Origin of the sequence: Methanosarcina sp. UBA289, from assembly GCA_002496565.1 — an archaeon.
In the GTDB taxonomy this organism is placed as follows: Archaea; Halobacteriota; Methanosarcinia; order Methanosarcinales; family Methanosarcinaceae; genus Methanosarcina.
Map to the genome: position 1 here is coordinate 1 of DAKJ01000023.1, position 26,322 is coordinate 26,322.

At 41.9% G+C, this 26,322-nt stretch carries 25 protein-coding genes; 8 read left to right on the forward strand and 17 right to left on the reverse strand.

The window, feature by feature from the left end:
• Positions 1-65: 65 nt before the first annotated feature.
• From BP549_RS12605 to BP549_RS12630, 6 genes are all read right to left on the reverse strand, one after another.
• Positions 66-680 carry a methylenetetrahydrofolate reductase C-terminal domain-containing protein gene (locus BP549_RS12605; protein WP_292381133.1) on the reverse strand — a complete coding sequence of 205 codons (615 nt, stop codon included), beginning with the start codon at positions 678-680 and terminating at the stop codon, positions 66-68.
• A gap of 2 nt (positions 681-682) precedes the next feature.
• The gene (gene folP, locus BP549_RS12610; RefSeq protein ID WP_292381136.1) at positions 683-1,909 is read right to left on the reverse strand and encodes a dihydropteroate synthase; all 1,227 of its coding nucleotides are present in this window, start codon (positions 1,907-1,909) and stop codon (positions 683-685) included.
• A gap of 1,001 nt (positions 1,910-2,910) precedes the next feature.
• Entirely contained in the window at positions 2,911-3,774 is an 864-nt protein-coding gene (gene folD, locus BP549_RS12615; protein ID WP_292381139.1) for a bifunctional methylenetetrahydrofolate dehydrogenase/methenyltetrahydrofolate cyclohydrolase FolD, read from the reverse strand.
• Between the two features lie 23 nt (positions 3,775-3,797).
• Complete coding sequence (gene glyA, locus BP549_RS12620) at positions 3,798-5,036, reverse strand: bifunctional serine hydroxymethyltransferase/L-allo-threonine aldolase (protein WP_292381245.1); 1,239 nt, start codon at positions 5,034-5,036, stop codon at positions 3,798-3,800.
• Between the two features lie 402 nt (positions 5,037-5,438).
• Complete coding sequence (gene purN / locus BP549_RS12625) at positions 5,439-6,047, reverse strand: phosphoribosylglycinamide formyltransferase (RefSeq protein ID WP_292381140.1); 609 nt, start codon at positions 6,045-6,047, stop codon at positions 5,439-5,441.
• Between the two features lie 291 nt (positions 6,048-6,338).
• Positions 6,339-7,322 (reverse strand): transcriptional regulator, encoded by a 984-nt coding sequence (locus BP549_RS12630; protein WP_292381141.1) that lies wholly within the window; start codon positions 7,320-7,322, stop codon positions 6,339-6,341.
• A 151-nt stretch (positions 7,323-7,473) separates the two neighbouring features.
• Here BP549_RS12630 and BP549_RS12635 point away from each other — a divergent pair, with 151 nt between their 5' ends.
• Complete coding sequence (locus tag BP549_RS12635; protein WP_292381142.1) at positions 7,474-8,760, forward strand: tRNA(Ile)(2)-agmatinylcytidine synthase; 1,287 nt, start codon at positions 7,474-7,476, stop codon at positions 8,758-8,760.
• Positions 8,761-8,858: 98 nt separating this feature from the next.
• On the opposite strand, the gene BP549_RS12640 is transcribed toward BP549_RS12635, so the two are convergent.
• Positions 8,859-9,626 (reverse strand): NAD+ synthase, encoded by a 768-nt coding sequence (locus tag BP549_RS12640; RefSeq protein ID WP_292381248.1) that lies wholly within the window; start codon positions 9,624-9,626, stop codon positions 8,859-8,861.
• 606 nt (positions 9,627-10,232) lie between these two features.
• On the opposite strand from BP549_RS12640, the gene BP549_RS12645 reads away from it, so the two are divergent.
• Complete coding sequence (locus tag BP549_RS12645; RefSeq protein WP_292375150.1) at positions 10,233-12,560, forward strand: CDC48 family AAA ATPase; 2,328 nt, start codon at positions 10,233-10,235, stop codon at positions 12,558-12,560.
• Positions 12,561-12,754: 194 nt separating this feature from the next.
• On the forward strand, positions 12,755-13,009 hold the full coding sequence (locus BP549_RS12650) for a PRC-barrel domain-containing protein (protein ID WP_292375153.1): 255 nt from the start codon (positions 12,755-12,757) through the stop codon (positions 13,007-13,009).
• A gap of 928 nt (positions 13,010-13,937) precedes the next feature.
• On the opposite strand, the gene BP549_RS12655 is transcribed toward BP549_RS12650, so the two are convergent.
• Entirely contained in the window at positions 13,938-14,492 is a 555-nt protein-coding gene (locus tag BP549_RS12655; protein WP_292375156.1) for a hypothetical protein, read from the reverse strand.
• A 247-nt stretch (positions 14,493-14,739) separates the two neighbouring features.
• On the opposite strand from BP549_RS12655, the gene BP549_RS12660 reads away from it, so the two are divergent.
• Positions 14,740-15,354, forward strand: coding sequence for a transglutaminase-like domain-containing protein (locus BP549_RS12660; protein WP_292381145.1), 615 nt, complete (start codon positions 14,740-14,742; stop codon positions 15,352-15,354).
• A gap of 69 nt (positions 15,355-15,423) precedes the next feature.
• Here BP549_RS12660 and BP549_RS12665 read toward each other — a convergent pair whose 3' ends face one another.
• Entirely contained in the window at positions 15,424-16,104 is a 681-nt protein-coding gene (locus BP549_RS12665) for a phosphoglycolate phosphatase (protein WP_292381146.1), read from the reverse strand.
• Between the two features lie 57 nt (positions 16,105-16,161).
• Positions 16,162-17,139, reverse strand: a complete 978-nt coding sequence (gene radA, locus BP549_RS12670; protein WP_292375165.1) for a DNA repair and recombination protein RadA — start codon at positions 17,137-17,139, stop codon at positions 16,162-16,164.
• A gap of 329 nt (positions 17,140-17,468) precedes the next feature.
• On the opposite strand from radA, the gene BP549_RS12675 reads away from it, so the two are divergent.
• From BP549_RS12675 to BP549_RS12685, 3 genes are all read left to right on the forward strand, one after another.
• Positions 17,469-17,939, forward strand: coding sequence for a phosphopantetheine adenylyltransferase (locus tag BP549_RS12675; protein WP_292375168.1), 471 nt, complete (start codon positions 17,469-17,471; stop codon positions 17,937-17,939).
• A gap of 111 nt (positions 17,940-18,050) precedes the next feature.
• Complete coding sequence (locus tag BP549_RS12680; RefSeq protein ID WP_292375171.1) at positions 18,051-18,386, forward strand: hypothetical protein; 336 nt, start codon at positions 18,051-18,053, stop codon at positions 18,384-18,386.
• 14 nt (positions 18,387-18,400) lie between these two features.
• Positions 18,401-19,243, forward strand: a complete 843-nt coding sequence (locus tag BP549_RS12685) for a TIM barrel protein (protein WP_292381149.1) — start codon at positions 18,401-18,403, stop codon at positions 19,241-19,243.
• 345 nt (positions 19,244-19,588) lie between these two features.
• On the opposite strand, the gene BP549_RS12690 is transcribed toward BP549_RS12685, so the two are convergent.
• From BP549_RS12690 to BP549_RS12720, 7 genes are all read right to left on the reverse strand, one after another.
• Positions 19,589-20,071, reverse strand: a complete 483-nt coding sequence (locus BP549_RS12690) for a collagen-like triple helix repeat-containing protein (protein WP_292375177.1) — start codon at positions 20,069-20,071, stop codon at positions 19,589-19,591.
• Entirely contained in the window at positions 20,068-20,190 is a 123-nt protein-coding gene (locus tag BP549_RS12695; protein ID WP_292375180.1) for a hypothetical protein, read from the reverse strand. The genes BP549_RS12690 and BP549_RS12695 overlap by 4 nt, the downstream gene beginning before the upstream one ends.
• Positions 20,191-20,651: 461 nt before the next feature.
• Entirely contained in the window at positions 20,652-20,942 is a 291-nt protein-coding gene (locus tag BP549_RS12700) for a DUF378 domain-containing protein (protein ID WP_292381152.1), read from the reverse strand.
• 298 nt (positions 20,943-21,240) lie between these two features.
• Positions 21,241-22,602 (reverse strand): energy-coupling factor ABC transporter ATP-binding protein, encoded by a 1,362-nt coding sequence (locus BP549_RS12705; RefSeq protein WP_292381153.1) that lies wholly within the window; start codon positions 22,600-22,602, stop codon positions 21,241-21,243.
• An 11-nt stretch (positions 22,603-22,613) separates the two neighbouring features.
• Entirely contained in the window at positions 22,614-23,396 is a 783-nt protein-coding gene (cbiQ, locus tag BP549_RS12710) for a cobalt ECF transporter T component CbiQ (RefSeq protein WP_292375187.1), read from the reverse strand.
• Positions 23,397-23,508: 112 nt separating this feature from the next.
• Positions 23,509-23,850: an energy-coupling factor ABC transporter substrate-binding protein gene (locus BP549_RS12715; protein WP_292381156.1), complete on the reverse strand. Its 342-nt coding sequence runs from the start codon at positions 23,848-23,850 to the stop codon at positions 23,509-23,511.
• Positions 23,847-24,554, reverse strand: coding sequence for an energy-coupling factor ABC transporter permease (locus tag BP549_RS12720; RefSeq protein ID WP_292381158.1), 708 nt, complete (start codon positions 24,552-24,554; stop codon positions 23,847-23,849). The genes BP549_RS12715 and BP549_RS12720 overlap by 4 nt, the downstream gene beginning before the upstream one ends.
• Before the next feature lie 632 nt (positions 24,555-25,186).
• Between BP549_RS12720 and BP549_RS12725 the strand changes: the two genes are divergently transcribed.
• Positions 25,187-25,642 carry a hypothetical protein gene (locus BP549_RS12725; protein WP_292381161.1) on the forward strand — a complete coding sequence of 152 codons (456 nt, stop codon included), beginning with the start codon at positions 25,187-25,189 and terminating at the stop codon, positions 25,640-25,642.
• Positions 25,643-26,322: the final 680 nt, after the last annotated feature.

The window sequence follows — 26,322 nt, forward strand, 5'->3', positions numbered from 1 at the left end:
ATAACTCAAGTACACGACCAAAAAGAGATAAATGAAAAATGAAGAAATAAAAACTGTAAATGAGGTTAATCAGCTCTATGTTCCTGGGGGGCATGGACCGTGTAAAGAAGATCAAGCCTCTTGATCTTTTTCAACCTATTATAAATCAAAGTCCATACACAATCGTTCTCTCTGTTGACTTCACACATTCCGTCAATAGCTCCTCCACAGGGTCCATTTAGAAGTCCTTTCGGGCACCGTGATTTAGGGCAGATTCCTCCAAATTCACCGATTGTGCATTTTCCACACATTATGCACTGCTCTGAGAGCAGCTTGCCCTCGCTCGAGCCTCCCAAAGAAAGCGTATCATTTGAGCCAAGTACGGGCACATCCGTTACATTGGCAACCGTTGAGACTCCGCTACCGCAGCCCATAACCAGAATGCAGCGAGCTTCATTTATTTTTTCATTTTTCTGGACCAGGGAGTCAAAAGATCGGATGCTACAAGCTGCAGTGGGGAGAGCCCACCCTACTACATGCTTTCCGCTTTTCTCGAGCTGTCTGATCATCTCAAGCACTTCGGGTTCTCCACCAGTTTTAAGTTTTGCAGCACAAACATTGCATCCAATAATGAAAATATCATCTTCATCCTTTAACAGGGTCAGGATTTCCTCAAGGGGTTTCGCTGAAGTTATAATCATGACTACCTCAAATATCGATATTCCAGATCGCTACGCTTTGCAATACATTCGCGGATCATTTCGGCAATAAGTGGAAGGGAGCGCGCTTGGCCTTCAAGTTTCCTAGCAAGACGCCCAAGTTGAAGTAGAGTTCCCATCACAAGCACATCAGTCATTTCAGTTTCATGGGAAACCGCATTCCTTGTCAGGGCTGCATCCCCTCCCCGAGCAAGTATTTCCTGTTTTATTATCAAAGCCTCTGTGGTTGTAAGATTACGAATTTTCAGCATAAGGTGGATGCTTTTACCCTGCATTACCTTTGAGCCTGTAGTGGTAACCCCAAGCTCCCGCATTGCAATAGCTGCATCCTGTGGTGTCTTTACCTCAACCACAGAGACCTCATACCTACCTTCTTTTACTATACTTGGTCTACTCCTGATAGCTCCTGAAAGCTTTACAACATCAGCGGTCTCAGGTACATCATGCGTACGGACTATATGGGCACCTTTGTAAACTGCAATAGCTGCTGCAGCCAGACTGCCATAGAGCCTTTCAGTTGCAGGTTTTCCAAGTACATCTCCTATGAAAGATTTTCTAGAGACAGCTGCTAACAAAGGTTTTTCAAAAATTTTAAGGCGTTCAAAATCGTCAAGAGTCTCAAAGTCATAGATGGAAAGTTTTTCTTCGATCCACCTGCCGGATGCAGGGTCAAGTATGAGCTTTTCCGGATTTATGCCACCTGCCTCAGCAGCCTGTATGATGGAGTCAAGGGATTCGATAATGGCATCCATCCCAAGGGGATCACCTGGGATTTTATTTGAGGCCATGACAACAGCAGGGCATCCATAATCTGCCACTACTTCAATCATCCTGGGGTCTGCAGTAAAACCGGAGACGTCATTTATAATTTCAGCTCCTCTTTTGAGAGCTTCTTCCGCAATTTCAGGAAACATCGTGTCTACAGAAATTATCGCATCCACATTGCCCTCCAGCGCTTCAAGCACTGGCAGAATACGTTCAAGTTCCTGTTTCCTGCTAATGGGCTCAGCATGTATCCAGGTAGAACGGGCTCCGAGATCCAAGAAGGTTGCTCCTTCTTCAACCATTTTCAGAGCTATTTCGAGTGCTGAATCCGGTTTTATGACCGAATTTCCATAAAAAGACTCAGGGCTAAAGTTAATAATACCCATTACATGTGCAGGATATTGATCTCCTATCTTTATACCGCAGATTTCAGTATCAACAACCATTTTTGACAACCAGACTATGTAAGTTTTAATTTAAATAATGCCAGTCGGAGCTTGAGGGACATTGGTAAACAGGTATTGATGGAAACAAGCTTCAAAGGGCTTCCTCATCATCGGAAATTTCAACGATATGCCTTTAGATGGCGAAAACATACTATATTATCGCTTCTTATCGCATTTCGTAAAAATCTGTTTATTTTACCGCAGAGGCTTCCATACAGGGGAGTTTTACTTGATATATTTGATATATTATCAGGATTAGATAAATAATCACTGTAATCATATATTAATTAATATATATAAAGACCTGGTTTATCAGGTATATTTGATTAAGGCATATTTAAGATGCATTAAATCAAGTATTAAGCCAAGATATAAGCTTCATTTTGCCGACCAAACATTATATAATAATAAAATTTATAGATTTAAATTAATAATCAACTCAAATATTATTGACAGTAAACCTTATTGTAATAATATAAGCTTCAATAATACATAAAAATATTGATGTGTAGGATTAATATCGTACAATTAGGAAAGCAATGTTGTACGCTAATTAATAGATTGTCTATAAAAACAACTATTAGAATTATAAACTTGCAATATAGAAAGACTAAGGTTGATTTTCCGGATCTGGCACAATTGGGAAAAACAACTTTTCTTGCTTTAGTATAAAATAAGTAAAAAATAAAAAGTGTAGACCTTAAACTGAAAGTCCAATGCCTTAACTCAGTAATTCATAATCGGAGCTTTAGATCAAGAATTCAATGCCTTGACTTGATTTTCAGTACTATAACATTCGAATTCCAAGGTTACTATAATCATACAGATATCATACTGATTTTTTCAGAGAGATACTGATTTTATTAAATCTGGCTGTCTTAAAAATTGAACCATTGAAGGTTTTGGTAACTTTCACATTTCCAGGAAAATAAAAATGGCATCAAAAATAAAACTCAAAAATGAAAATTAAAAGGCCTGTTAAAAGACCTCAGTAACGAAGTTTAAAAATTTGTTTCTGCGCATCTAAGTACATGCTTTATAAGCATGGCAACTGTCAGAGGTCCCACGCCGCCAGGAACAGGGGTGATTAGGGATGCCTTCTTGATCACATTTTCGAAGTCTACGTCTCCGTATACGCCATCTTTTTCCTGGGTAATGCCTACGTCAAAAATTACTGCACCTTCCTTTACCATATCGGCTTTGATAAGGTGTTTGACTCCAGTCGCTACCACCAGGATGTCTGCCTCAAGAGTGTATCTCTTAAGGTCATCTGTGAACACGTGACAGATCGAAACGGTTGCATTGCGGTTAAGGAACATTGCTGCCATTGGTTTTCCAACAACGTTGCTGTGCCCGACAATAACCACATTTTTGCCCTTAATAGGCACATCATACTCTTCAAGCGCCCGGATAATCCCATGTGGAGTACAGGGAACAAGTCCTTCATCCCCTATCATTAGCTTTCCCATATTGTAGGGGTGAAAGCCATCCGCATCTTTCTCAGGGGCTATGGCTTCCATTGCTTCCTGAGGGAAAAGATGATTCGGGAGCGGGAGCTGAAGCAGAATTCCATGCACATTCTTATCTTTGTTAAGGGTATCGATCAGGGAGAGAAGTTCCTCCTGAGTGGTTTCTGTCGGAAGAAAGTGGTCTTCTGCCCGAATGCCTACACGTTCGCAGGCTTTGTGTTTAAGACGGACGTACATTTTGGAAGCAGGGTCGTCGCCAACAAGGATGGTAGCAAGTCCCGGTGTAACTCCCCGGCCACTTTCCAGAGCCTCAACTCCAGCCTCTACTTCATCTTCAATCTGCTTTGCAAGAACTTTCCCATCTATAATTCGTGATTCGTACCCTTCATATGACATTGATAAAACATCCACTTCTTTGATTAACAATAAACTGGGAATCTTGAACAAAGTTCCCTGACCTTGCCACTTGTTTCCGACAGGAGCCTATCGTTTTCTGAGTTCGTAATTGCAATCTCTATATAGTCGGCAATTAATTCCATTTCCGTTTCCTTCATACCTCTCGTGGTACAGGCAGGGGTTCCGAGCCTTACACCGCTTGTGATAAAGGGACTGCGGGTCTCGAAGGGCACGGTATTTTTATTTGCAATAATCCCGGCTTTGCTCATAGCAGCTTCTGCATCCTTGCCTGTTATGTTCATATTATTGAGGTTGACAAGCATAAGATGATTGTCCGTGCCGCCAGAGACGATATCAAAGCCCTTTTCTTTCAGGCATTTACAGAGAGTTTTTGCATTCCTTACAGTCTGAATCTGATCCTGTTTGAACTTCTCACTCATGGCCTCTTTAAAAGCGACTGCCTTTCCAGCTATGATGTGCATGAGAGGTCCGCCCTGAAGGCCGGGGAAAACCGCTTTGTTAATTCCTGTCGCAAGTTCTTCTGTTTTGGAAATAATCATTCCGCCCCTTGGGCCCCGGAGGGTTTTGTGGGTTGTGCTGGTAACGAAATCCGCGTAAGGCACAGGACTAGGGTGCACACCTGCAACTACAAGCCCTGCAATGTGAGCAATATCCGCAAGCAAATAGGCTCCGACCTCGTCAGCAATTTCTCGGAACTGCTTGAAATCGATTTCACGAGGATAAGCTGAAGCCCCGCAAACAATCATTTGCGGCTTGCATTCCTTTGCTTTTCCCATAAGTTCGGAATAGTCCAGCGTCTCAGTCTTTTTACTTACCCCGTAAGGCACAATATTAAAGAGCTTTCCGGAAAAACTCACAGGGCTGCCGTGAGAAAGATGCCCGCCGTGCGAGAGATCCATGGACATGATGGTATCTCCGGGATGCAAAACCGAGAAATAGACAGCCATATTCGCTCCAGAACCCGAGTGAGGCTGGACGTTTACGTAATTTGCGTTAAAGATTTTCTTTGCCCTGGCAATCGCAAGATCCTCGGCAACATCCACGAAATCGCAGCCACCATAGTATCGCTTGCCTGAATATCCTTCGGCATATTTATTGGTCAGAATCGATCCCTGAGCTTCCATAACGGCTTTGCTCGCATAATTCTCAGATGCGATGAGGTTTAATTTATATTCCTGGCGCTCGGCTTCTTTCTTGATAGCCTCGGCCAATTCCGGATCAATTTTTTCAATATAAGACATTACTGTCACCTGTAACCTGTTCATTTAAAATTGTTCAAAATCAAAAATTTTTATGGCTTGGGTTGATTAATGATAACATGCGAATATATCCAGGAGCTAGCTGACAGACTGGAAAGTTACTCAAGAGGTTGGCGTTCAGCGATAGAACCGCCGGATAAGCGTGAGTGTAATTAAACAGGCTTTAACCTTCCTGATTGGGGATTTTTCATTCTGAAGTTTCAAAACTTCCGGCAAAGAGCTCCTGAATCTCTTGAAGATAGGAAATTTGGAAATTTAAAAAGCCCTTATGGCTTAGAGATTTCGTGGAATACCTATAAGGTTGGAATATTTATAACTATCAGGGATTAATGAAGTTATTAATTGGTAAAATCTATTCCGGTTTCATGTGATCTAAGCATTTGCTCAAATCCCGGTTACTACATTTCTATCCTCAATTTTAAGTTTACCCTCGGTAAAAAGCCTGACTGCTTCAGGGTAGATAATGTGTTCCTGCTCCAGAATTCTGGCAGTAAGGGCTTCTTCCGTATCCCCACTAAGCACAGGCACACATTTCTGGAGGATTATTGGCCCTGAATCTAACCCTTCATCAACAAAATGCACTGTGCAGCCTGCAACTTTTACCCCGTATTCGAAAGCCTGCTTCTGTGCGTGAAGTCCTTTGAAGGCCGGAAGAAGAGAAGGATGAATGTTCATAATTCTATTCCTGTAGACCTTAATTATTTCATTTCCTAAAATCCGGAAGTAGCCTGCAAGCAAAAGAAGATCAGTATCATATTGGCTCAGAACGTTCAGGATTGCCCGATCATATTCATCCCGGCCATACTCACTCGGATCAAGAAATACCGCATTTATTCCATGATTCCTTGCACGTTCGAGCGCATACGCGTCTGCCTTATTGGAAATAACCACATTAATTGCCGCATTCTTTATGTAACCCTTTTCAATGCTGTCCATAATCGCCTGGAGATTCGAACCCCTTCCAGAAACCAGCACTGCAATCTTTACAGTCATCAAAGCTTTTAGATTGAAACAGTGCTATATTAGGGTTTTGGAACAACCGTTGCGCCGGTTGATCACGCCGATAGGGTTCGGGGATAAGGTTATAAAATTCAAATGCTGAACCTTTTCGGGAAGCCTTTTTTGAAAAAGGTCTTGGAACAATCGTTGCGCCGGTTTATCATGCCGTTGCTCGGGGTTTTCGCTCAAGCCTTTTGAAAAAAGGCTTGTTTTTCAAAAGGCTTGTTTTTCAAAAGGCTTGTTTTTCAAAAGGTTTGTTTAACTCGGGCGGCGGAAACTCAGCTTTTAATTCTCATCGTGGGTTTCTCTACGTTCCTCTATGAAATTAAGAAGCTCCTGGGAATCAGAAATCTTGTCAAGTTCTTTTTTCTCTATAAGAACTGTGTTTTCTACGGATTTTATTTTTGAGCGCCCGTTGATAATAAATACGGATTGTGTCTCCGTGACGCAGGAAATACTGCTCATCAAATGAGCTCTTTTGACCACGGTCGTATTGAACTCACTCACTCCTGTGAGGATAACTGAGGATTTGTCCCGTGAAATGGCCTTGAAAGGAGCCTGTGCAGTAGGAAGGACATCATAGCCAAGCATAGAAATGGTATTCAGGATCAAATCTTCCGGCAAAAGCGTGCAGGGCTTTTCCTGAGCTTCAGTTCTGGATTCTGCCTTTTTCCTGGGCTTCCTGCTCCCACAGGATTTCAGGATATTTATAGGCCTTGCAAGTTCAACCCCAAAGATATCCTCCAGCTGGAGCACGACGTCTATCGATGCATCCATGCCTTCTTCTTCGTACTTGCTGATAGTTCTCCTTGAAACCCCTACCATGGCAGCAAGAGTCCCAAGAGACATTGACTGATTCATCCTGGCTTTTTTAAGGATATCTCCTTCTATGGAGACATATAGACCGCCCGGAGCTGCTGAAACCAGAGGAGGAACATTCTCAATAAAGTAGTCATAGAGAGTCTGCACATTCAGGGCGAGGATATCATAGCGCATATACACAACGCTATCTTCTAGCATCTGGTCTCTAGTCTTTGCCCCCACTACAATAGCAGAACCTCCAAGGTATTCGGCCAGGTACTTCATCTCCCTGGCAGTTTCTTCATTTAGGCCGTCAATATTAAATAAAACCTTGCAAAGTAATAGTGTTTCATCCTTCCGCGCGGCAACATCAAAGCTCCTCGGGCGAATATTGCAGCGATCAGAGAGTGCAAAACCTGCATGTGCTAATACATCAATAATTTGATGTATGAGAACTTCTTTTGTCATTCCAGTATCAATCTCTGTTTGAACATCTATATATATTTTTCTTTACTTTTGACAATACCTACAGTGGGAAAAAACGTCGGAGAGTAACGAAAACAGTAATTATCCGAAACGTATATGGGAAACAAAAAGGCAAAAACTGGAACAGAAAAAAATGATTATCGGAATTGATGATACTGACTCAAACGAAGGAATGTGCACAACATATCTGGGAGCTCTGCTGCTGGACGAACTTCAGGCCTACGGAACTGTGGAAACTCTTCCGCTTCTTATACGCCTGAACCCGACTATCCCTTACAAAACGAGAGGAAACGCTGCAGTAGCACTGAAACTCAATACTGACTGCCCGGAAAAGGTAATTGCCCACGTTGTGTCCAGAATAGAAGAACTTGCACGCATGGAATGCGAAAAAACTAATCCGGGAACAGTTTTTGTCCTGGAAAAAGATTACGATAGGCTCAAGCCTATCCTCAGGAGATTTCTGGAGAAAGCTGTAAGGGATGTTATCGAGATTGAGGAGGCAAAAAGCCTGGTCTCAGAATCCGGAATTCCTTCAAAGGGCTTCAAAAACGGAAGAGGGCTAATAGGCGCCCTTGCAGCCTGCGGAGCTATGCTGAACCTCGAAGAATGGGACCACACTTTCGAGTACTTGGCATATAGGCAAAATGAAAAATGGGGAACCCCCCGAGAAATTGAAAAGGAAAGTTTCTTTGAAGCCGACAGGAAGACCTATCCTGAAACCTGGGACACTGTGGATCTTAAAAACAGACTTGTTGTCTGTGTACCTCATTCTGGCGATCCAGTGCTTTTCGGAATCAGAGGAGAAAATCCGGCCATAGTTACTGAGGCTGCCTCCCTTATCAGGGCTGAACCCGTCGAGCGTTTTGCCGTATACAGAACAAACCAGGGTACTGATATGCACCTGCTTTCCGTAGAAAAGCTCACTGAAATTCAGGACATGCACTCTTACAGGCTCAAAGGCACGGTTTCGTCAGTTCCGAAAACAATTCACGGCGGACACGTTATTTTTACTATCCGGGATGAGAAAGAAAACGAAATTGACTGCGCAGCCTTTGAACCCACAAAAAACTTCCGGTTACTTATAAGGAAGCTAAGGCCAGGAGACAGGGTTGCAATGTCCGGAAGTGTCAGTTCTGGAACACTCAACATCGAAAAAATAGAGATAAAAAATCTCGCCTCTCTTTATAGAGAAGAAAACCCAATATGTCTGACCTGCGGAAAACACATGAAATCGTCAGGTCAGTCCCAAGGGTTCCGCTGCAAAAAATGCGGGACTCAGGCCACCTCAAAAATCATGTGTGAAGTAAAAAGGGACCTTACAGCAGGATTATACGAAGTCCCACCCTGCGCCCGCCGACACCTTGCAAAGCCCCTTGTCAGGGAACACAGATCCGATATAGATATTAATCCTGCCCGCTAAAAAATATGCGGGCAAAAAAGCTCGCTCAGGAAGTTCGAGTCACAGAAATCAGGCCTTTTAAAAAAAAGGTATCGTCCTCCCGAGGTAACTCAGGAAACTTAATTGGAGGGCACAGGAGGAGTATTTCTTTTATGCTCGCTTCTCTCTATACGTTTCATGACCGAGTTCAACTGCTCTGCGGAAATCTCGAGTGCATTCAGAATGGTTTCAGGAGTTTCATTCATCTCAAGCTTTTTGAGCACCTCATCCACTTTTATGTAGGAAATCCCTAGATCGGCTTCGTCGGTCTGGCCTGCCCAGAGCCCAGCTGAAGGTTTTTTCGTGATAAGAGGGTCAGGGATTCCCAGCCTGCGAGAGAGCTCCCAGACCTCGGTTTTATAAAGTCCGCCTATGGGTTCGAGATCAACGCCTCCATCTCCGTATTTCGTGAAATAACCAAGAAGAATCTCGGTTTTATTTCCAGTTCCCATGACCATACGGTTCATGTGGTTTGCATGGAAGTAAAGGAGGGACATTCTGGTTCTTGCTTTCAGGTTGCCCTTACATAGTCGGTCTGCAGATTCACTATCAGGGACTACAGCCATGAAGGCTGAAATAATTCCGGAAATATCAACAGTTTTAAACTCGATTCCCAGCCAGTCTGCAAGGATTTTTGCATCTCTGCTGTCTTCAGCAGGGGTAAGGCCGAATTCAGGCATGTGGATTCCTAGCACTTTATCTTTTCCCAGAGCTTTTACGGTAAGCGTTGCGGCAAGGGCTGAGTCTATTCCGCCACTGATGCCTATAACAGCTCCGTCTACACCTGCTTTACGGGTTTCATTCCGGATAAAATCAATAATCTTGTTCTGCGCGATTTCAAGGTTCATGCTGTCAATTCCTGGGTGTTCGTCAGGAGTATAGTTAAAAATGACATTAAAATCCTGAGAATTCAAGATCCTGATGGTTCAAGATCCTGATGGTAGTACGCTCTAAAGAAGCCAGATTTAAACGGCTATTCAAGTTTAAATGATTAATTTAAAATTAAATGACTACTTTGAGTGTTAAACAATTTTATACACAGAAGTTCCAGGCATATAAAACCTCAGAAAAAAAAGAGATAGGGTAAACTTATTTAATAAATGGAATACATAGGGAGCATTATATCCCGGGTATACTATAAATAACTGATTATCAAATGTACCTCTAACAGACAAATACAAATTATTATCCGGACAGGGTACAGACTAAAGGGGGTTTTTGCGGATAGGAGGACTAAACCGAAAACTCAAGGTATAGTATGTTCCATTATAAACCCTCCGGGATAAAAAATCTCTCAGATCAAAGGCATTGAAATAAAAAGACATCCAATATAGGAAACAGGTAGTTCCATAATGTACAGCCGGAAAAAGATTAAAATTCCGGTATCAGTTTCATTTTACGCGATTATTAAATAAAAGTTACAATCAAAAAGACAACTATTTTCGGGATGATCTATGGAAGAAATACAGTTGAAGGTTGAAAAGGCATATCCTATCGACCTTGGAAGAGGAATTATCCGACTTGATCCTACAACTTTGCTGAAACTTCAGCTCTCGCCAGGCGACATCGTGGAAATAAGGGGTAAGAAAAAGACCACGGCAAAGGTTTGGAGGGCGGACAGGCAGGACTGGGACCAGGGGCTCGTGAGAATTGACAACTTCATCCGGCAAAATGCAGGCGTTTCCATAGGAGAAAAGGTAACGATCAAAAAGGTTGAAGCCCCTGAAGCAAAAAAGCTTATCCTGGCGCTTCCGGAAAGCATGACACAGGGGGGACCTGAACTTCAGTTTGGGGAACACGCAAATGAAATCATAAAGCGGCACATTCTCAAAAGGCCGGTTTTCAGGGGGGACATCATTCCGATAATAAATTCGATGTCTCAGCCAATGACAGAATCCCTTACTACAAGCCAGGTAATTCCCCTGGTTGCTGTTGAGACTGATCCTTCAAACACAATTGTCCTTATTACGGAAGCAACGCTTATCGAACTTCGCAAAAAGCCGGTACAGGGATACGAAAAAGCAACCCGGGGCGTAACCACCTATGAAGACATAGGAGGCCTCGGGGATGAGATTATGCGTGTCCGGGAAATGATAGAGCTGCCAATGAAGCATCCCGAACTTTTCGGTCACCTGAATATTGAGCCTCCTAAAGGAGTCATTCTCTATGGTCCACCCGGAACCGGAAAAACCCTAATTGCAAAAGCCGTAGCCAATGAATCCGGAGCAAGTTTCCATTACATTGCCGGCCCTGAGATCGTAGGTAAATTCTATGGAGAAAGTGAAGAAAGGCTCAGGAAGATCTTCGAAGAAGCAACTCAGGACGCGCCATCGGTCATTTTCATTGACGAAATAGATTCCATTGCTCCAAAAAGGGAAAACGTAACTGGGGAAGTGGAAAGGCGTGTGGTCGCCCAGCTCTTGACCCTGCTCGATGGGATGGTAGAGAGAGGACAGGTTGTGGTTATAGGAGCCACAAACCGTGTTGATGCAATCGACCCCGCACTCCGGAGACCAGGCCGCTTTGACAGAGAAATCCATATCGGCGTGCCTGATACTAAGGATAGGTACGAGATCCTGCAGATTCATACAAGAGGCATGCCTATAGAAAGAAATGGAGAAAACGAGGAGAGCGGAAAAGTCGAAACCGAACTTGATGAAGCTGCCCTTGAGAGGGAAAGGAAAGAAAAGACAGATAAATACTTGATGTATCTAGCTGAAAGGACGCAGGGTTTTGTAGGTGCTGATCTGCTGGCTCTTGTGCAGGAAGCTGCCATGCGCTGCCTTAGGGAAAATCTGCCTGACCTTGACCTGGAAAATGAAGCAATTCCGCCTGAAAGGCTGGAAAAAATCGTAGTAACCAAGAAAAACTTTGAAGACGCCCTGATGGAGGCTGAGCCCTCGGCTCTTAGAGAAATTTATGTGGAAATGCCCACAGTTGGCTGGGATGATGTTGGAGGGCTCGAGGAAGCAAAGCAGTCCATTATTGAGGCTGTGGAATGGCCCATTAAAAATCCGGAAAAGTTCGCTCGGATGGGCATAAAGGCTCCAAGAGGAATCCTGCTTTACGGCCCGCCAGGAACTGGAAAGACTCTGATAGCCCAGGCCGTTTCCAAGGAGTCAAATGCGAACTTCATTAGTGTCAAAGGGCCTGAGATGTTCTCGAAGTGGCTTGGAGAATCGGAAAAAGCTATCCGCGAAACCTTCAGAAAAGCCCGTCAGGTCGCACCCTGTGTGATTTTCTTTGACGAGATCGACTCGGTTGCTTCTATGCCAGGGATGGAGTCCACGGACAGCCGCACTTCAGAGAGAGTGCTTAACCAGCTCCTGACCGAGATGGATGGGCTTGAGTCCCTTAGAGATGTGGTGGTCATTGCCGCAACCAATCGACCTAACCTGCTGGACCCAGCAATCCTGCGCCCGGGCCGTTTTGACAGGTTGGTCTACATAGGCTCTCCTGACCGGAAAGGCAGGCTCAAAATCTTCAGGATCCATACAAAGGATACGCCCCTTGCTGAAGATGTGGACCTTGAAAACCTTGCCGATGTAACTGAGGGTTACGTTGGTGCCGATATCGAGTCTGTGTGCAGGGAAGCCGTAATGATTGCTCTAAGGGAGAACTTCGATACAGAATATGTAGAAATGAGACACTTCAGGGAAGCTCTGAAGAAGGTAAAACCCACAATTACGGAGAATATCGCTCAGTTCTACGAAAAGATCGAGGCACAGTTCAAAGGAGGTCAAAGACTCACAGAAACAGCTGGCTATATCGGTTACAGGTAAAGATTACAGGCAATTACATGCAAGGGTTACTGGTAAAAATAACAGGTAAGAATTTAAGCCAGTAACTCTTTAGGTGAGTAGTTTTAAAAGGAAAAAGTTTTAAAGAACCTGGTTTCAAATGAAATAAAATATTCAAAGTTAAAAGCCAGCTTTACCCAAACCGATAATACACTGCGAACGGAGATATGATAAAAATGTCGAAGGAATTTGCAAGGAACCTCTTTAATAAGCAGGTAATGGCTACCGACGGAACAGAGATCGGAACGTTGAGCAACGTTGTAGTCGAGATTAAAGGGGGAAATATTATTGACATGGTGGTCGCCCCGAATGTCAATTTAGATACTTCCAGGTACAGGAGAGCGGATAACTTTATCCTCATTCCTTTCGATTCCGTAAGTGCCATTAAAGACTATATAATAATAGACAAAATGAAAGCAAAGCTAAACTAAATAGCCCGAGTCGGTTTCTCGGTTCCGTTTCGCCCGAATCCCTTCTTGGGAGGACGGCCCCTCTTTAAGAGTTGAGTTGTGGCTCCCGAGTTCCGTTTCGGGAGGACGGGGCCTTTTTCGCTCACTTCATTCGCTCAAGAGGGCTGGATTAGGGGCAAAATTGCTTTTTTAACTCTCTCAAGCGGACAATTTTAAGTTTTATTTTTCCTCTTGAACCGCTCATGGCGAGAACCAAATAGTCTTTTCTAATTTAACTAAAACGAAGGATGCCCAAGGTAATTTTTGGGGTTGAAGAAGATTATCTGGTAAAGCATTTTGCTTCACTTGTTAAAAAAGATGGAAGCTGAGGGTGGAAATTACTTTAATCTGGAAGGCTCAGACATGAAATTTTTTCGGAATTTATGAAAAACAAAAGGAACCATATCAGCAGTAAAGAGCAAATACTGAGCATATTGACGGCTTTTTTTACGAAGGGGTAAACAGCAGCCAGATGGCTTTCTGAACCTGTTATTCGGGCAGGTTTCGGAGAAACATACTCATGAATTTGATGAGTACATGGTTTGTGTTAGTGGCCAGGGACGACCCAATTTGATAAAATACCCGATAGTATCCAACTCTGCCGGTATGTAACAGTTCTGGTTCATATGAGTTCTTTTTTATTTCCGTTACTATCTGGAAACGGATCTGTAAGCTTTTTGATCGCAGATTTAGATGTTCTTTTCGTTCGGCAGGATCTTAACAAAAAGAGAAAGATGATAAAAGAGCTTATTGATCAATTTGATCAAGGAGGGGTTATAAGAAAGAGAAAAAAAGAGTATAATGGAGATTGGCATTCAATTTCGCTCCAGCAGTTTAAATTCTTCTCTTTTTCTTAATTCATCTGCTTACCATTTCCCAATATGTTACATCAAGCCGTCTTTGCCGTAAATTAGCAAAGATACCTGCGAGAGTTACGTATTATCAACAATACAATTAAAACAAATCCGGCTGTAAGCACAATGGCTATAACACGATGCTGAGAAAAATGGTTAAAGAGGGATGTGAGTGCAAGTCCAATAAGAGTAACTGCAATTACATAGTAATTTTTTTGCCTTGAGATATCGAGATATAATCTCAAATTATTATTTACCAATTCATCAGATTCTCTATATACTACCGTATTACCCCTTCTTACTAGCTTTCTGTGATGAAATATTGCCAGCACATTAATTATTGAGATCAAAAAAGCCATAAATAAACACAAAAAAGAAAAAAAGACATGATAAGAACGGAGAGCTTCACTGATGTTAGGGGTCAATCTGCCTAAAAAAAAAGTAAGAGCCGTAATAATGAAACCAAATGTTGTAATTATCAGGGTTATCAGTGAATAATATCTATCCAGAATTTTGGATTGTTCATAGAATAAATCTTTTTCGACATTTCTTTGCATAGTTTGGACTTCATCCTCTACCTTTTTATCCCCTAAAGTTTCATCCTCTAACATATCGTTACCCCACTCTCAATTTTTGGATCTCCTTTAGCTTGATTCGGTTAATGCATCCTGAAAAGAGAATCCTGAAAGAGCGTTTATCAAACAATTTGCCCTTCAATACTGTTTATTTTTGTTTGGTAAATCCTTTTGAAATGATATTTTGATTATTTATATATTTATACAAATAAAAGAATAGTTCCCTGTAAGATTTAAATTTATATCGAAGAATTATTGAAGTAGCTATTGATAGGTAGATTAGATGCACACTGAAAGTAATAATATTCAGGATTACCTCAAGAAAAGCGACGTCATAGACTACGATCATAAGCTAATCGTTGATAAATGCCTTGAATTAAAAGAAGGCACCAATGATGAAATCAGCTTAATTAAGAAAATTTACGAGTTTGTTAGGGACGATGTTCATCATTCAGGGGATATAGGTACACAGGAGGTTACCTGCAAGGCATCAGAGGTTCTGGAAGCCGGGCACGGGATCTGCTGTGCCAAAGCTCATCTGTTTGCAGCCATTCTGAGATATTTCGGGGTGCCAGCTGGATTCTGTTATCAAAAACTTTCCTCAAGTCGTGATGTTAACATAAAATTCTTGCATGGTCTAAATGCAGTATATTTAAAAGATCTGGATAAATGGATACGGTTAGATGCAAGAGGTAACAAGCCAGGCCGTGACGCTCAGTTTTCCATATACGAAGAAAAGCTTTCCAAGCCCGTTAGTAAAGAGCTTGGGGAAGAAGACCATCCCGGAATCTTCACAGAGCCCAATCCGACTGTTATTGAATTATTAAAGAAAAGTAATAACATGAAAGAATTATGGATTCAGTGGGATCTAGGGCTGAAAGAGTTGTTTAAAATATAAAAATTGATATAGAGGGCTTCAGAGGGGATCCTCAGAGAGCTTCAGGGGAAGTAGAAATAGCGACGCTTTTTAAATCCAGCCTTTCGATTCGAGAAATTCAAGAGCTTCTACGGTCCCGTCCCCAAATGAAGCTTCTGTCACATAATCCGCAGCTTCCTTTATAATTTCGTCCCCGTTTCCGACGGCAATCCCAAAACCTGAGACTTCAAACATCTCCACGTCGTTTTCTGAATCTCCTATGGCTACGAAATCTTCGGATTTCAACCCCATTATGCTTGCAAGTTTCATGAGGCCGACCCCTTTATTGATTTTCGTGCTCTTGATATGGATGGCATATTTAGTATCAACCATTTCGACGTCCAGATTCTGGGTTTTGAGAAGAGTTCTGGCTTTTTCGAGATCAAAATCTCTCCGGAGGGCAATCTCGGTTTTTCGGTATAAAGGATCAAGTTTGGTTAGCTTGAAATATTCAGAAAGAAAAGAATAGGCCTTCTCGCATTCCTCAAGGCTTTCCTCAAAAGTGCCCTGCAAATCGAAGCGAATAGTAATAGCCCCTCCGTTTTCTGCAATTACTGCACCATCGAGGCCAATAAGCCTTGAGGCTGTCCTTGCATAACACAGAGTATTTCCTGTGGCAAGCACGACCGGGACTTTAAGAGAACGGATTTTTTTCATGGCCCCCAGATGAAGTTCCCTTTTCTCGCAGGTGATTGTACCGTCAATATCGGCAACAATGGCTTTGAATCTCATAAAAAAGATTGGGTAAGGATAGATAAAATGTTTCCTTACCCGGCTTGATTCTTACTTTCACTGGTCTGTGAGTCCGGCTGTAGTAACTGCGATAACCGCTTCTCCTTCGGGCAGGTTAGGAGAATCCACAAGACGTATAATCCTTTTATCTCCTTTGGATTTCCGCAGGTAAAGCCTGAAGGTTGCTGTGTGTCCGACTACGTGTCCTCCGACAGGCCTTGTGGGATCACCGAAAAAGGCATCGGGTTTTGCCATGACCTGATTTGTTACAACCACGCAGGCATTAAATAAGTCCCCGAAGCGGAGAAGGCCGTGCATGTGCTTATTAAGTTTCTGCTGCCGGTCGGCAAGGGTTCCCCTTCCTACATATTCAGCCCTGAAATGAGCCATAAGAGAGTCAACAATCAGCAAGCGAACGGGTTTTCCCATATCCCGGAGCTCGTTTGCCAGATCTGTTGCAGAATCCACAAGAAGGATCTGGTGATTGGAATTGTATGCTCTTGCGACATGGATATTCTGGAGGAACTCTTCTGGGTCAAGCTCCATGCCGTATTTCTCGGAAAGCCCTTTTACCATCTGGGCAATTCTTTCAGGTCTGAAAGTATTTTCAGTGTCTATGATAATAACCGAACCGTTAAGCCCTCCGTGCTCCCTGTCCATCTGGACATTAACTGCAAGCTGGTGGGCCAGCTGGGTTTTCCCGGAACCGAACTCTCCGTACAGTTCGGTAATTGCCTGGGTTTCTATGCCCCCGCCCATCATTTCATCAAATTCCGTACAACCGGTCGTCAGCTTGCCTACCATTTTCCGCCTTTCAAGCACGACGTCTCCGGTCTCAAAACCTCCAATATCAGCAGCTTGTCTTGCAGCATTGATGATTTTTGCAGCCGTAGATTCTCCGATTTCAGCTGTAGTTGCAAGTTCAGAAGGAGAGGCTACAGCCACCGCTTCAACAGTATTAAATCCGGCTTCTTTGAGTTTTTCTGCTGTTGCAGGGCCAACTCCGGGCAGCTCTTCGAGTGCTATTTCGCTCATTACAATTCTCCTAAGATGCACATGTTTGTATAAGGTGCATAACAGTTGCTCCACAATAGTTTTGCATGTATAAATAACTAGAGTAAGCGGGGTGAAAGTGTTTTAAAGCGCCTCTAAATCACGGTTATATTGTTGGGGAACCTGACAAATAGAGGAAAAATAAGAGAGCTTTTTCTGGCACTCACATTTAAAAGCCCAGAAAAAATAAGGAAGAGAGAAAAGAGAGGGAAAAGAGAAGAATAAGAGGAAAAAGAGAGAAAATAAGTGAAAATATCTAAAAAACCGGAAAAAACCAAAAATTCTTTTTACTTAGTAGATTATCACCCATCATGCCAAAGGTCGCAGTCGGCGGTACGTTTCAATATTTTCATGACGGCCACGCCAAACTGATTAAAAAAGCATTTGAGATAGCAAAGGATGGAAAAGTCCACATAGGGCTTACCTCGGACGAGATGCTAAGTAAAAGCCACAGCGTTGATAATTATGAAAAAAGGAGAAACTGGCTGCTGCAATACATAAGAGAAATGGGAATTCCAGATGACAAATATGAGATTACAAAGCTGAATGACCCCTACGGCCCTGCTCTCGAAGAGAATTTCGATTATATAATTGTCTCTCCTGAGACGTATCCAGTCGCCCTTAAAATGAATAGAATCAGGGAAGAAAAAGGAAAGAAGCCCCTTGAAATCGTATACGTTGAATATGTAATGGCTGAAGACGGAATCCCAATTTCCTCGACAAGGATTGCAAAAGGTGAAATTGACAGGCACGGCAGACTGAAAGAGAACATTAAGCATTGAGCACTTCACAGTCTAACTAGAAATAAACAGTTTAACTAACACTAAGAGTTAGACTCAATTACATTTATATTAAAATAGATATAAATTAGGATAGAAACATAAAGTGATAGTATGCCCAGAGAGTTTACACAGAAGGATATTGAGATTTTTAACAAGCTTGCTCCTGAAGCCGGAGGAAGATTGACCTCCAGGGAGGCAGGTCACCAGTTTCCTTTTATCCTGCGTCCGGTTTCACACAAATTTGCCGAATCACCTGAAGACTTCAGGAAAAGGCTAGAGAGGCTGAACCCTGAGGAACTTGATTACCTTGTAGGGCTTGCCCTGGAAGGAAAGGAGGATGTCCAATCTCTGGTAGAGGAAGACCTTGAAGAGCTGGTTGCAGTAATTGACGAAAAGCTGTCTCCTGAGAAGGCAAAGCAGCTAAAGGATTTCGTGGGAATTTTCTGAAAGGATACTTAAAAATGCCCTCAAAACACCTGCTTTTCGGAACCGGAGGAATCCCGAGAAGTACAAAAGGAACAAGCAGTGTTTCAGGAATCAAACGGATAAGAGAACTTGGTCTTGACTGTATGGAGCTTGAGTTTGTCCAGGGAGTGCGCATGAGTGAAAAAGGGGCGAAAAACGTCCTGGAAACTGCAAAGAAAGAAGAAGTAGCCCTAAGTGTCCATGCCCCGTATTATATCAACCTAAATTCTTATGAAGAAGATAAATTAAAAGCGAGCATAGAAAGAATTTACCAGGCCGCAAGAATAGGCAGCCTCTGCGGAGCCGAATCAGTCGTACTTCATGCAGGATTTTATCAGAAAAGCAGCAAAAAACATACTTTTGAGAATGTGTCAAAAGCTCTTTCAGAGCTTGCTGGGCAACTCCGAAACGAAGGAATCCCTGCAATCCTGCGCCCTGAAACTATGGGCAAACGTACGCAGTTTGGAACGCTTGAAGAAGTGCTTGCGCTAAGCGCGGAAATCGAAAGAGTCCTGCCCTGCCTTGATTTTTGCCATCTGCATGCAAGAGAAGGGAAGGAAAATTCTTATTCTGAGTTTACAGAAATTCTCTCCATGGTCGAGGAAAGCCTTGGAAAGGAAGGTCTTTTGAATATGCACATGCATATCGCAGGAGTAGAATACGGCATGAATGGGGAAAAGCGGCATCTTAACCTGAAAGAATCAGATCTCAATTACCCCGAACTTATGAAAGCCTTAAAAGAATTTAAAATCAGAGGAAGAGTGATACTTGAAAGCCCTGTCCTAGAAGAAGACGCACTCATGTTAAGGGAAATTTACGGTTCTGTAGAAGTCCTCTGAAATAAAGAATTTTCATTAATTTGAACTGAATAGCTTAACCTGTTTTTACTTCCTTGTTTTCAGCCTATTGTAGCTGATTTAGATAGGTTTTCTACAGAGCCAAATTTACTATGAGATATAACAAGAATTCAGTTACGCAATCCGTTTAGGACATACTTACTCTCATAACATAGCTTTGAGAGAAATCAATTTCCAAAGGCTTACCTCCCTTTTCTTTTTTCTAGTTACTATACACAGCTATAAAAAAGTAAAGTTTTTACAGTTCTCTTAAAATAGAGATTTTTCCCATTTGAGTAAAATAGCTTTAGACTTCTCGGTACGATTTCTGGCACGCCAACAGATTGTTTATGAGACCACACCTAGCCTTTTCAGTAAGTTTTCCAATATCTTGGAGATTCCATAAGCGATCTCCAAAATTATGTCGGTAAGCTCATCTATAAAACTTCCTACAGTTTTGGTGAACTCATCTGTAAGGCCTCCTGTAATTTTGGTGAGTTCATCCGTAAGGGCTTTGATGAGCTTATCTGTAAGGGTCTTGGTGAGCTCATCTACAAAGCCTTCGGCACTTTTTGTGAGCTTATCTATAAGACCCCCTGTATTTTTGGTAAGCTCGCCTACAAGGGTATTGGTGATGACTCCTCCTAGGCCACCTCCAGTCCCAGTAGTCTCTTCTGTTAGATTGCTTACGGCTCCCTGTAAATTACTAGCGAGACCGCCTACAGCCTCCTCAAGAGCTTCTCCAATATCTCCGAGACCTTTTGAGCGAGCTGATGGTGTTTTCGCAATACCCCTTACATGATGTTCTGGAAGACTTGCGATACCCTTCATGGTCCATCCTCCTGGATCTTCACGATACTTCTTACTGCATACCAAGCCTTTCCTGTAGTCTTTCTGGCTTTACCTTTTATTTTGCGAGACCTGCTTTCCACCTGGCTCTGAGTGCTCATGTTATCCCCCTTTTCTAAAGTTTCCTTTTCAACCTTGGAAAATGATCACAGCTATGCGCCCTTTCAATAAATATAATTGAAAAAATTTAAAGATCGTTGGAACTAATAGCCGTGATACCCCACTTGAAGACTAATTATAATACAATAATATTATTATAATGAATTGCTTTTTCTTAAAACATTTCTCTAACAATATTTTTTAGAAAGAAAACCTACCCAGCAGATAGCTCTGATATTACAAGCTAGTTTTAGACCCAGTTAAGATTAGACTCCGAATATACTTTAATATGGGAGCCAGAGCTTTATTTTGCTAAACTTAATTTAAAAAACTTACAGGTAAAAGAGATTAAAAAGAGATTAATATGTACTTGGTGTTGCAAGCACATATTATTTAGATAACATTTTAAGACACATTTTAAGACACATTCTAAGCAAATCCGATTGAAAAGGCAATTTCCATATTATTGAATCCCGCTCCAACTGTATTGCTTACCGCTATATTTGCGCTCGCCCTTTGGCTGCCCCCCATGCTTAACTAAACATTGTGCCTTGTATTTCATTATCATGCAGACTCCAGCCAGGCCCACAAGAGTGTAGATTAGCCGCGAGACAAAAGATTTCTTTCCAAATATAGCCGCTACAAGGTCAAAGTTAAGGAGCCCTACAAGACCCCAGTTAAGAGCGCCTATTATAATTAGCAGCTTGGATGGAATGTACAAATTATCTATAGATAGTTTATTCATTTTATGCATACTATCAAACCTCCCCGTTCAAATAGAGCATTCACAAGGGACAGATCATTTTTTTCGGACTGGAAAACTCCAGGCTTTCGAATGATCCGATTATTTGCTCTTGTAAATAGTGTTGGAGCTAAGATATTATGAATCTATTCCTTAACCTGACTATCCGGTGTAAAAAGAAATGAACTTTAAAATGAATTTTTAGATTATCCATCAATTACAATATATTTAAGTGGTTATAGTGAAATTAGTGAAATTATTGAAACCTAGAAAATCCAGAAAGAGGAGAGAAGAGAAGAAGGAGGAGAAATTACATCTTTAGCATTTCAGTGCTGCCCTCGGTCTCCTCGAGCCACGCACAGCCTTCTTCCCTGTTAACCACTCCAACAGTAAATTCTATACCGCTTGTTTCCACATATTCCTTTATTCTTTTGGAGGCATGATCAACCATACCGCCAGCCGTAAGGATAAGACAGCGTTTTCCACAAAGCGCCATCAAGATAGATTTGTCTATTACCCCTGAGGAAACATCCAGCCTGATTCCATCCTTCTCGGCTAGGGTTTTACTTTTCTTGCCCATTGCTCCAACAAAGGCGATTTCTCCTTCCTTAAGAATTTGTTTTATTTCTGATAGGGAATAATTATCAGTATCGTAAATCAGGACTCCGCCAGCTTTGATCCCTTTGCGCTTTAACTCAACAATAGCCCTACCATTAGGATGGATATGCAAAACTGTAGCGTTAATAGCCTCATAAGGGGATTGGGTCGCATATTCTCCATACATAACTCCAATGTTCAGGCTGTCTCCTTCCCGGACTCTTGGAGGAACATCAACCCACATAAGGTCCAGAGGTTTTAAGGTATTGACAAGTTCAGGTATGGTTTTAGGGGAGTTCCTACCATATGCAAGCCCTCTCCTTTCGATCTCGTGATAGATCTCAAGGGTAGTGGGCTGGCGGAGCCCGGCCTTTTTGAGGAGTTCGGGCTCTTTGAAAACATCTGACGGTGTGCCCTGCCCTATGATTTTGCTGTTTGATAGGAGGAATACATAATCTGACCAGCGATATGCCAGGTCCACATCATGCGTTGAAATAATAATAGTGCTTCCGAAGTGATTAAATTCGTTAAGTAATTCTATAATTTCATCCGCGCCTACAGGATCAAGATTAGAGAGAGGTTCGTCAAGGATGATCACTTCTGGTTCCATTGCCATAATCCCGGCAATTGCAACGCGTTTCTTCTGCCCTCCACTTAGGTGATGAGGCGGCTTATCTTTTAAACGAGAGAGACCCACATACTCAAGCGCCTGCTGAACGCAGGCATCAACCTTTTCTTTTGAGTAGCCCAGATTTGCCGGCCCGAAGGCTACATCCTGGTATACAGTGGGAGCAAAAATCTGGTCATCGGAATTCTGAAAAACTATTCCTATGGATTTCCTGATATCCCTTAGCGACTTTGAATCATACTTGAATGGAACGCCGTGGAAAAGAACTTCGCCCTCGGCTGGTTTAAGTGTTCCGTTTAGAAGCAGGAAAAGTGTAGATTTACCTGAGCCGTTCTGCCCTACAAAAGAAATCTTTTTTCCTTTTTTAATTTCAAGATTCAGATCCTGAACAGCCACTGTTCCGTCAGGGTAAGCATATTTAAGGCCCCTGGCCTCAAGGATAATCATAATCTTCTACCTCAGACAATAGATGCGTTTTTTGTTAGATAAAGAAGTGCAAGAGTCAGGAAAAAATAGGCTGAAGTAAGAAGTAATTCAGGAGTTCCTACAGGCCTGTGCACTTCGAAAAGCGTCATTTTTCCATCATAACATCTTGAATTCATAGCAAGGAAGAGCTTGTCTCCCTGTTCCCAGGAACGGATAAAAAGCGTACTTCCAAGCATGCCCAGAGAATGGAGAGACCGACTGAAACTTGAATACCCTAGCCTTACAGTCTGAGCATACCTGATGGAGAGAGCCATGTCAAGAAAGACGAAGATATATCGATAAATCAACATGGAGAGTTCTATAAAAGATTCAGGAAGCCTGGAAGCTTTAAGCAATGCAAAAAGTTCGATCATTGGTGTTGTCAGCGCCAGGAAGTAAAGGCAGCACATCCCGCTTATTGATCTTGCAAGTACTAGCAGGGCAAGCTCAAGCCCGTCTTTCCTTACTGATAGAGGATACCCTAGAAATTTAAAGGAGAGCAATTCCTGCCCCGAACCTGAGAAGAAGGCAATTATAAGGATACCTACGACTGCAAAACCTACCGGTGCGAGCAAAAGTTTCAGGTATAATTTTAAGGGAGCCTTCCCGAGAGCAATTGTTGTAAAGCTCATACAGAGAGCTATGAAAAGAGAAGGGACTGGGGATGTGGAAGAGATTCCGACAAGCAGCCCGAAAAGAACTATTGCCAGTTTCAACCAGTTATTTTGTTGCCTGAGAGGGCTCATAAGGGCATAATCATCAAGAATGTTGGTCATAGGGAACCCCAAGGATGGTGGATAAGACTAAAAATGAATGTTAAAAATAAAAGGCAAAAGATAAAAACTTTCCTCCCTTTAAAGGAGGAAACAAACATGGCGGAAGAAGAAATTATAAAGAGTGCCTGTCACCCTCGGATTTACCATTTTCTTTGTACCCAAGCTTGTTTTCATAGTTTTTCTTGGCCCTGTAATAGCCAAAGAAGTATCCGAGAACTCCTGCCCCAATGGCTGCTTGAAGGCCGAAAAGCAAGCTTTCAATTTCTCCGCTTGGTGGTTCCCAGAAAGGTTTTGCAGCTGGTTCGTAGGTCCCGCCAGTAATATCATTTATTACTTTTTCAGCTTCTCCGTCAGCTCCTCCGTACTCAGCGTCAGTAGTTGAAGACATGTAGATGAACTGAGCTGCAAAGATCAGGAGAATTGCAAGTACAATAAGTTCCAGTTTCCTGCTCATGCGGAAATCCCCTTCAGCTTTTTCACAACTTTGTCTTCAATGACTTTCATTTCCACAAGAATATCGCTCTTGACGTTTACGACGTATTTAAAGAGCAGGGCACTGACAGCACCTTCCATGATTGCAAGGGGCACCTGAGTCACTGCAAAGATTGCAGCAAATTTGCCGAATGAACTCATAAAACCTGCAAGGGTAAGCACATCTCCAGCAGGGTATGCAAGAGCAAGTTGTACAGAGGTAGTTACATAGGTTGCCCAATCCCCAAAGGCTGTAGCAAGGAAAACCACGGCGTAGAAGTTAAGATTCGCTTTCATTCCCGCCTTGTATATCAGATATGCAACCACAGGCCCTGCTATTCCCATTGAGAAAACATTTGCTCCAAGAGGCATAAGTCCCCCATGCGCAAGGAAAAGTGCCTGGTAGATAAGAACAATTATCCCAAGCACTGCAGAGATTGCCGGCCCGAACATGATTGCTGCAATCCCGGTTCCTGTGGGGTGCGAGCAGCTTCCGTTTATAGAAGGTAATTTCAGGGAGGACAGCACGAAAATAAACGCACCTGCAACAGCCAGTAGAGGTAAAATCTCACGTTTTTCATTTACCAGTCTATTCAACTTATGAATTCCGAACAGTATCACTGGAATGGATACTGCAAACCAGATCTGCCACCAGGGTGTGGGTAAAAAGCCTTCCATTATATGCATGGGATCACCATCGGGATATCAGGTAAAGATGAAGGAGTTACTCAGGCAAAATGATGAGCTACTCAAGTAAACTAATGAACCACGCAAGCAAACTAGCAAGCTACTCAAGTAAACGTTACTGAGTTTAAGACAAGTTAGATTGCGTTATTCCTTACATAAAGGTTACGGTGATGGAGAAGCAGGTGCGTAAGAGCTTACAAAATTAATTTTTATGTAAGAATGTTTCAAAGGTGATAGAAATATAGAGAAGAACAAGATAAGTTGAATTAATAGATACATAGACTTGGAAAATGGCTCTACTTCTTTCGATTTATCCGGTCAAGCTCTGTTGAGTGCAGACTAACGCACATGAAGTACAAAATAAAGTACATCAACTACTGTAATTTAAAATTACATTTCCAATAGTTAAACGAATAGTAGTCGATTTTAATTAACTCTTGTAATTACCTAAGCTGAAAAGTGGTTTTTTGGCTGTCCTTGGATAGCAAATTTAAGCAGATTTTAGCAAACAAAGCAGGTTTTTTATCAAAGTGAGCAAACCACCAGAGCGAAAGTTAGCATGTGTAAATAAAAAGATAAATTTAGGAAGACATGCCTAAGGTTAATCGTTAAGTGTTGAGAAAGGTGATTAATTGGGTACTGAAAGTCTTCGGACTTATAATAAAATTGAACCATCTTCATTTTCTACAAAAGATAGAATAATCCAAATTATCGGGTTCTCTGCACTACTACTATGGCTAGTAGTATACACGGCCCAAGCAATCAATTTTAACCAATACGAAGACGGTTATTTACTTAACGACGGTTCATTAATAAAAGCACTATTATTTCTAGCCACATTTTCCTTTACGATGTCTATCCTTCTAGGAATGTGGACATACTATAAAATAAAACGCGTTTATGCCAATGATCCATCAAATTGGGCAATTAAATTAGTTAAGTGGTTTACATTCGGACTTTTTGTTTTCATGCTGTCAATTCTATATATATTAGTCCCAGAATCCAACAGATTCTTTACGACATACTTAATTGCATTGACGTATGCAGGAAAATACGTAAGAGAAGAAATGTTAAAAAATGGTAATTGAACACGAAATAACATAAATGTAAAAAAAGGAAAAAACCATCTAAGATTTCAAAATATCCGTGAATGAATCCTGGCTTAACTTGAGAGTAAATGACGGCTGATTCTAAGCCCCTGTATTTGATTATAAGAAGCTCGCCTATATTTCCCCTACCCAGTTCAGAAAAGTTTCAGTAAAAATTTGTTTGAAAATAGAAAGATAAATTTAGGAAGACGTGCCTAAGGTTAATCGTTAATTTTTGAGAAAGGTGATTAATTGGGTACTGAAAGTCTTCGGACTTATAATAAAATTGAACCATCTTCATTTTCTACAAAAGATAGAATAATCCAAATTATCGGGTTCTCTGCATTACTACTATGGCTAGTAGTATACGCGATCCAAACGATCAATTTTAACCAATACGAAGACGATTCAATAAAATTAATATTATATTTAGCCACGTTTTCCTTTATGGTATCTATTCTTCTAGGAATATGGGCGTATTATAAAATAAATTCTTATTCTAATGACCAGTCAAAATGGATAATTAATTCAGTTAAATGGGTTGCATTAGGAATATTTTTTCTTATGATGCCAATTCCACTTATATTTTTTCCAGAATCCGACCGGTTCTTTGGTATATACTTAATTGCATTGACGTATTTAGGAAAATACGTAATGGAAAAGATCTCAAAAAAGCTGTG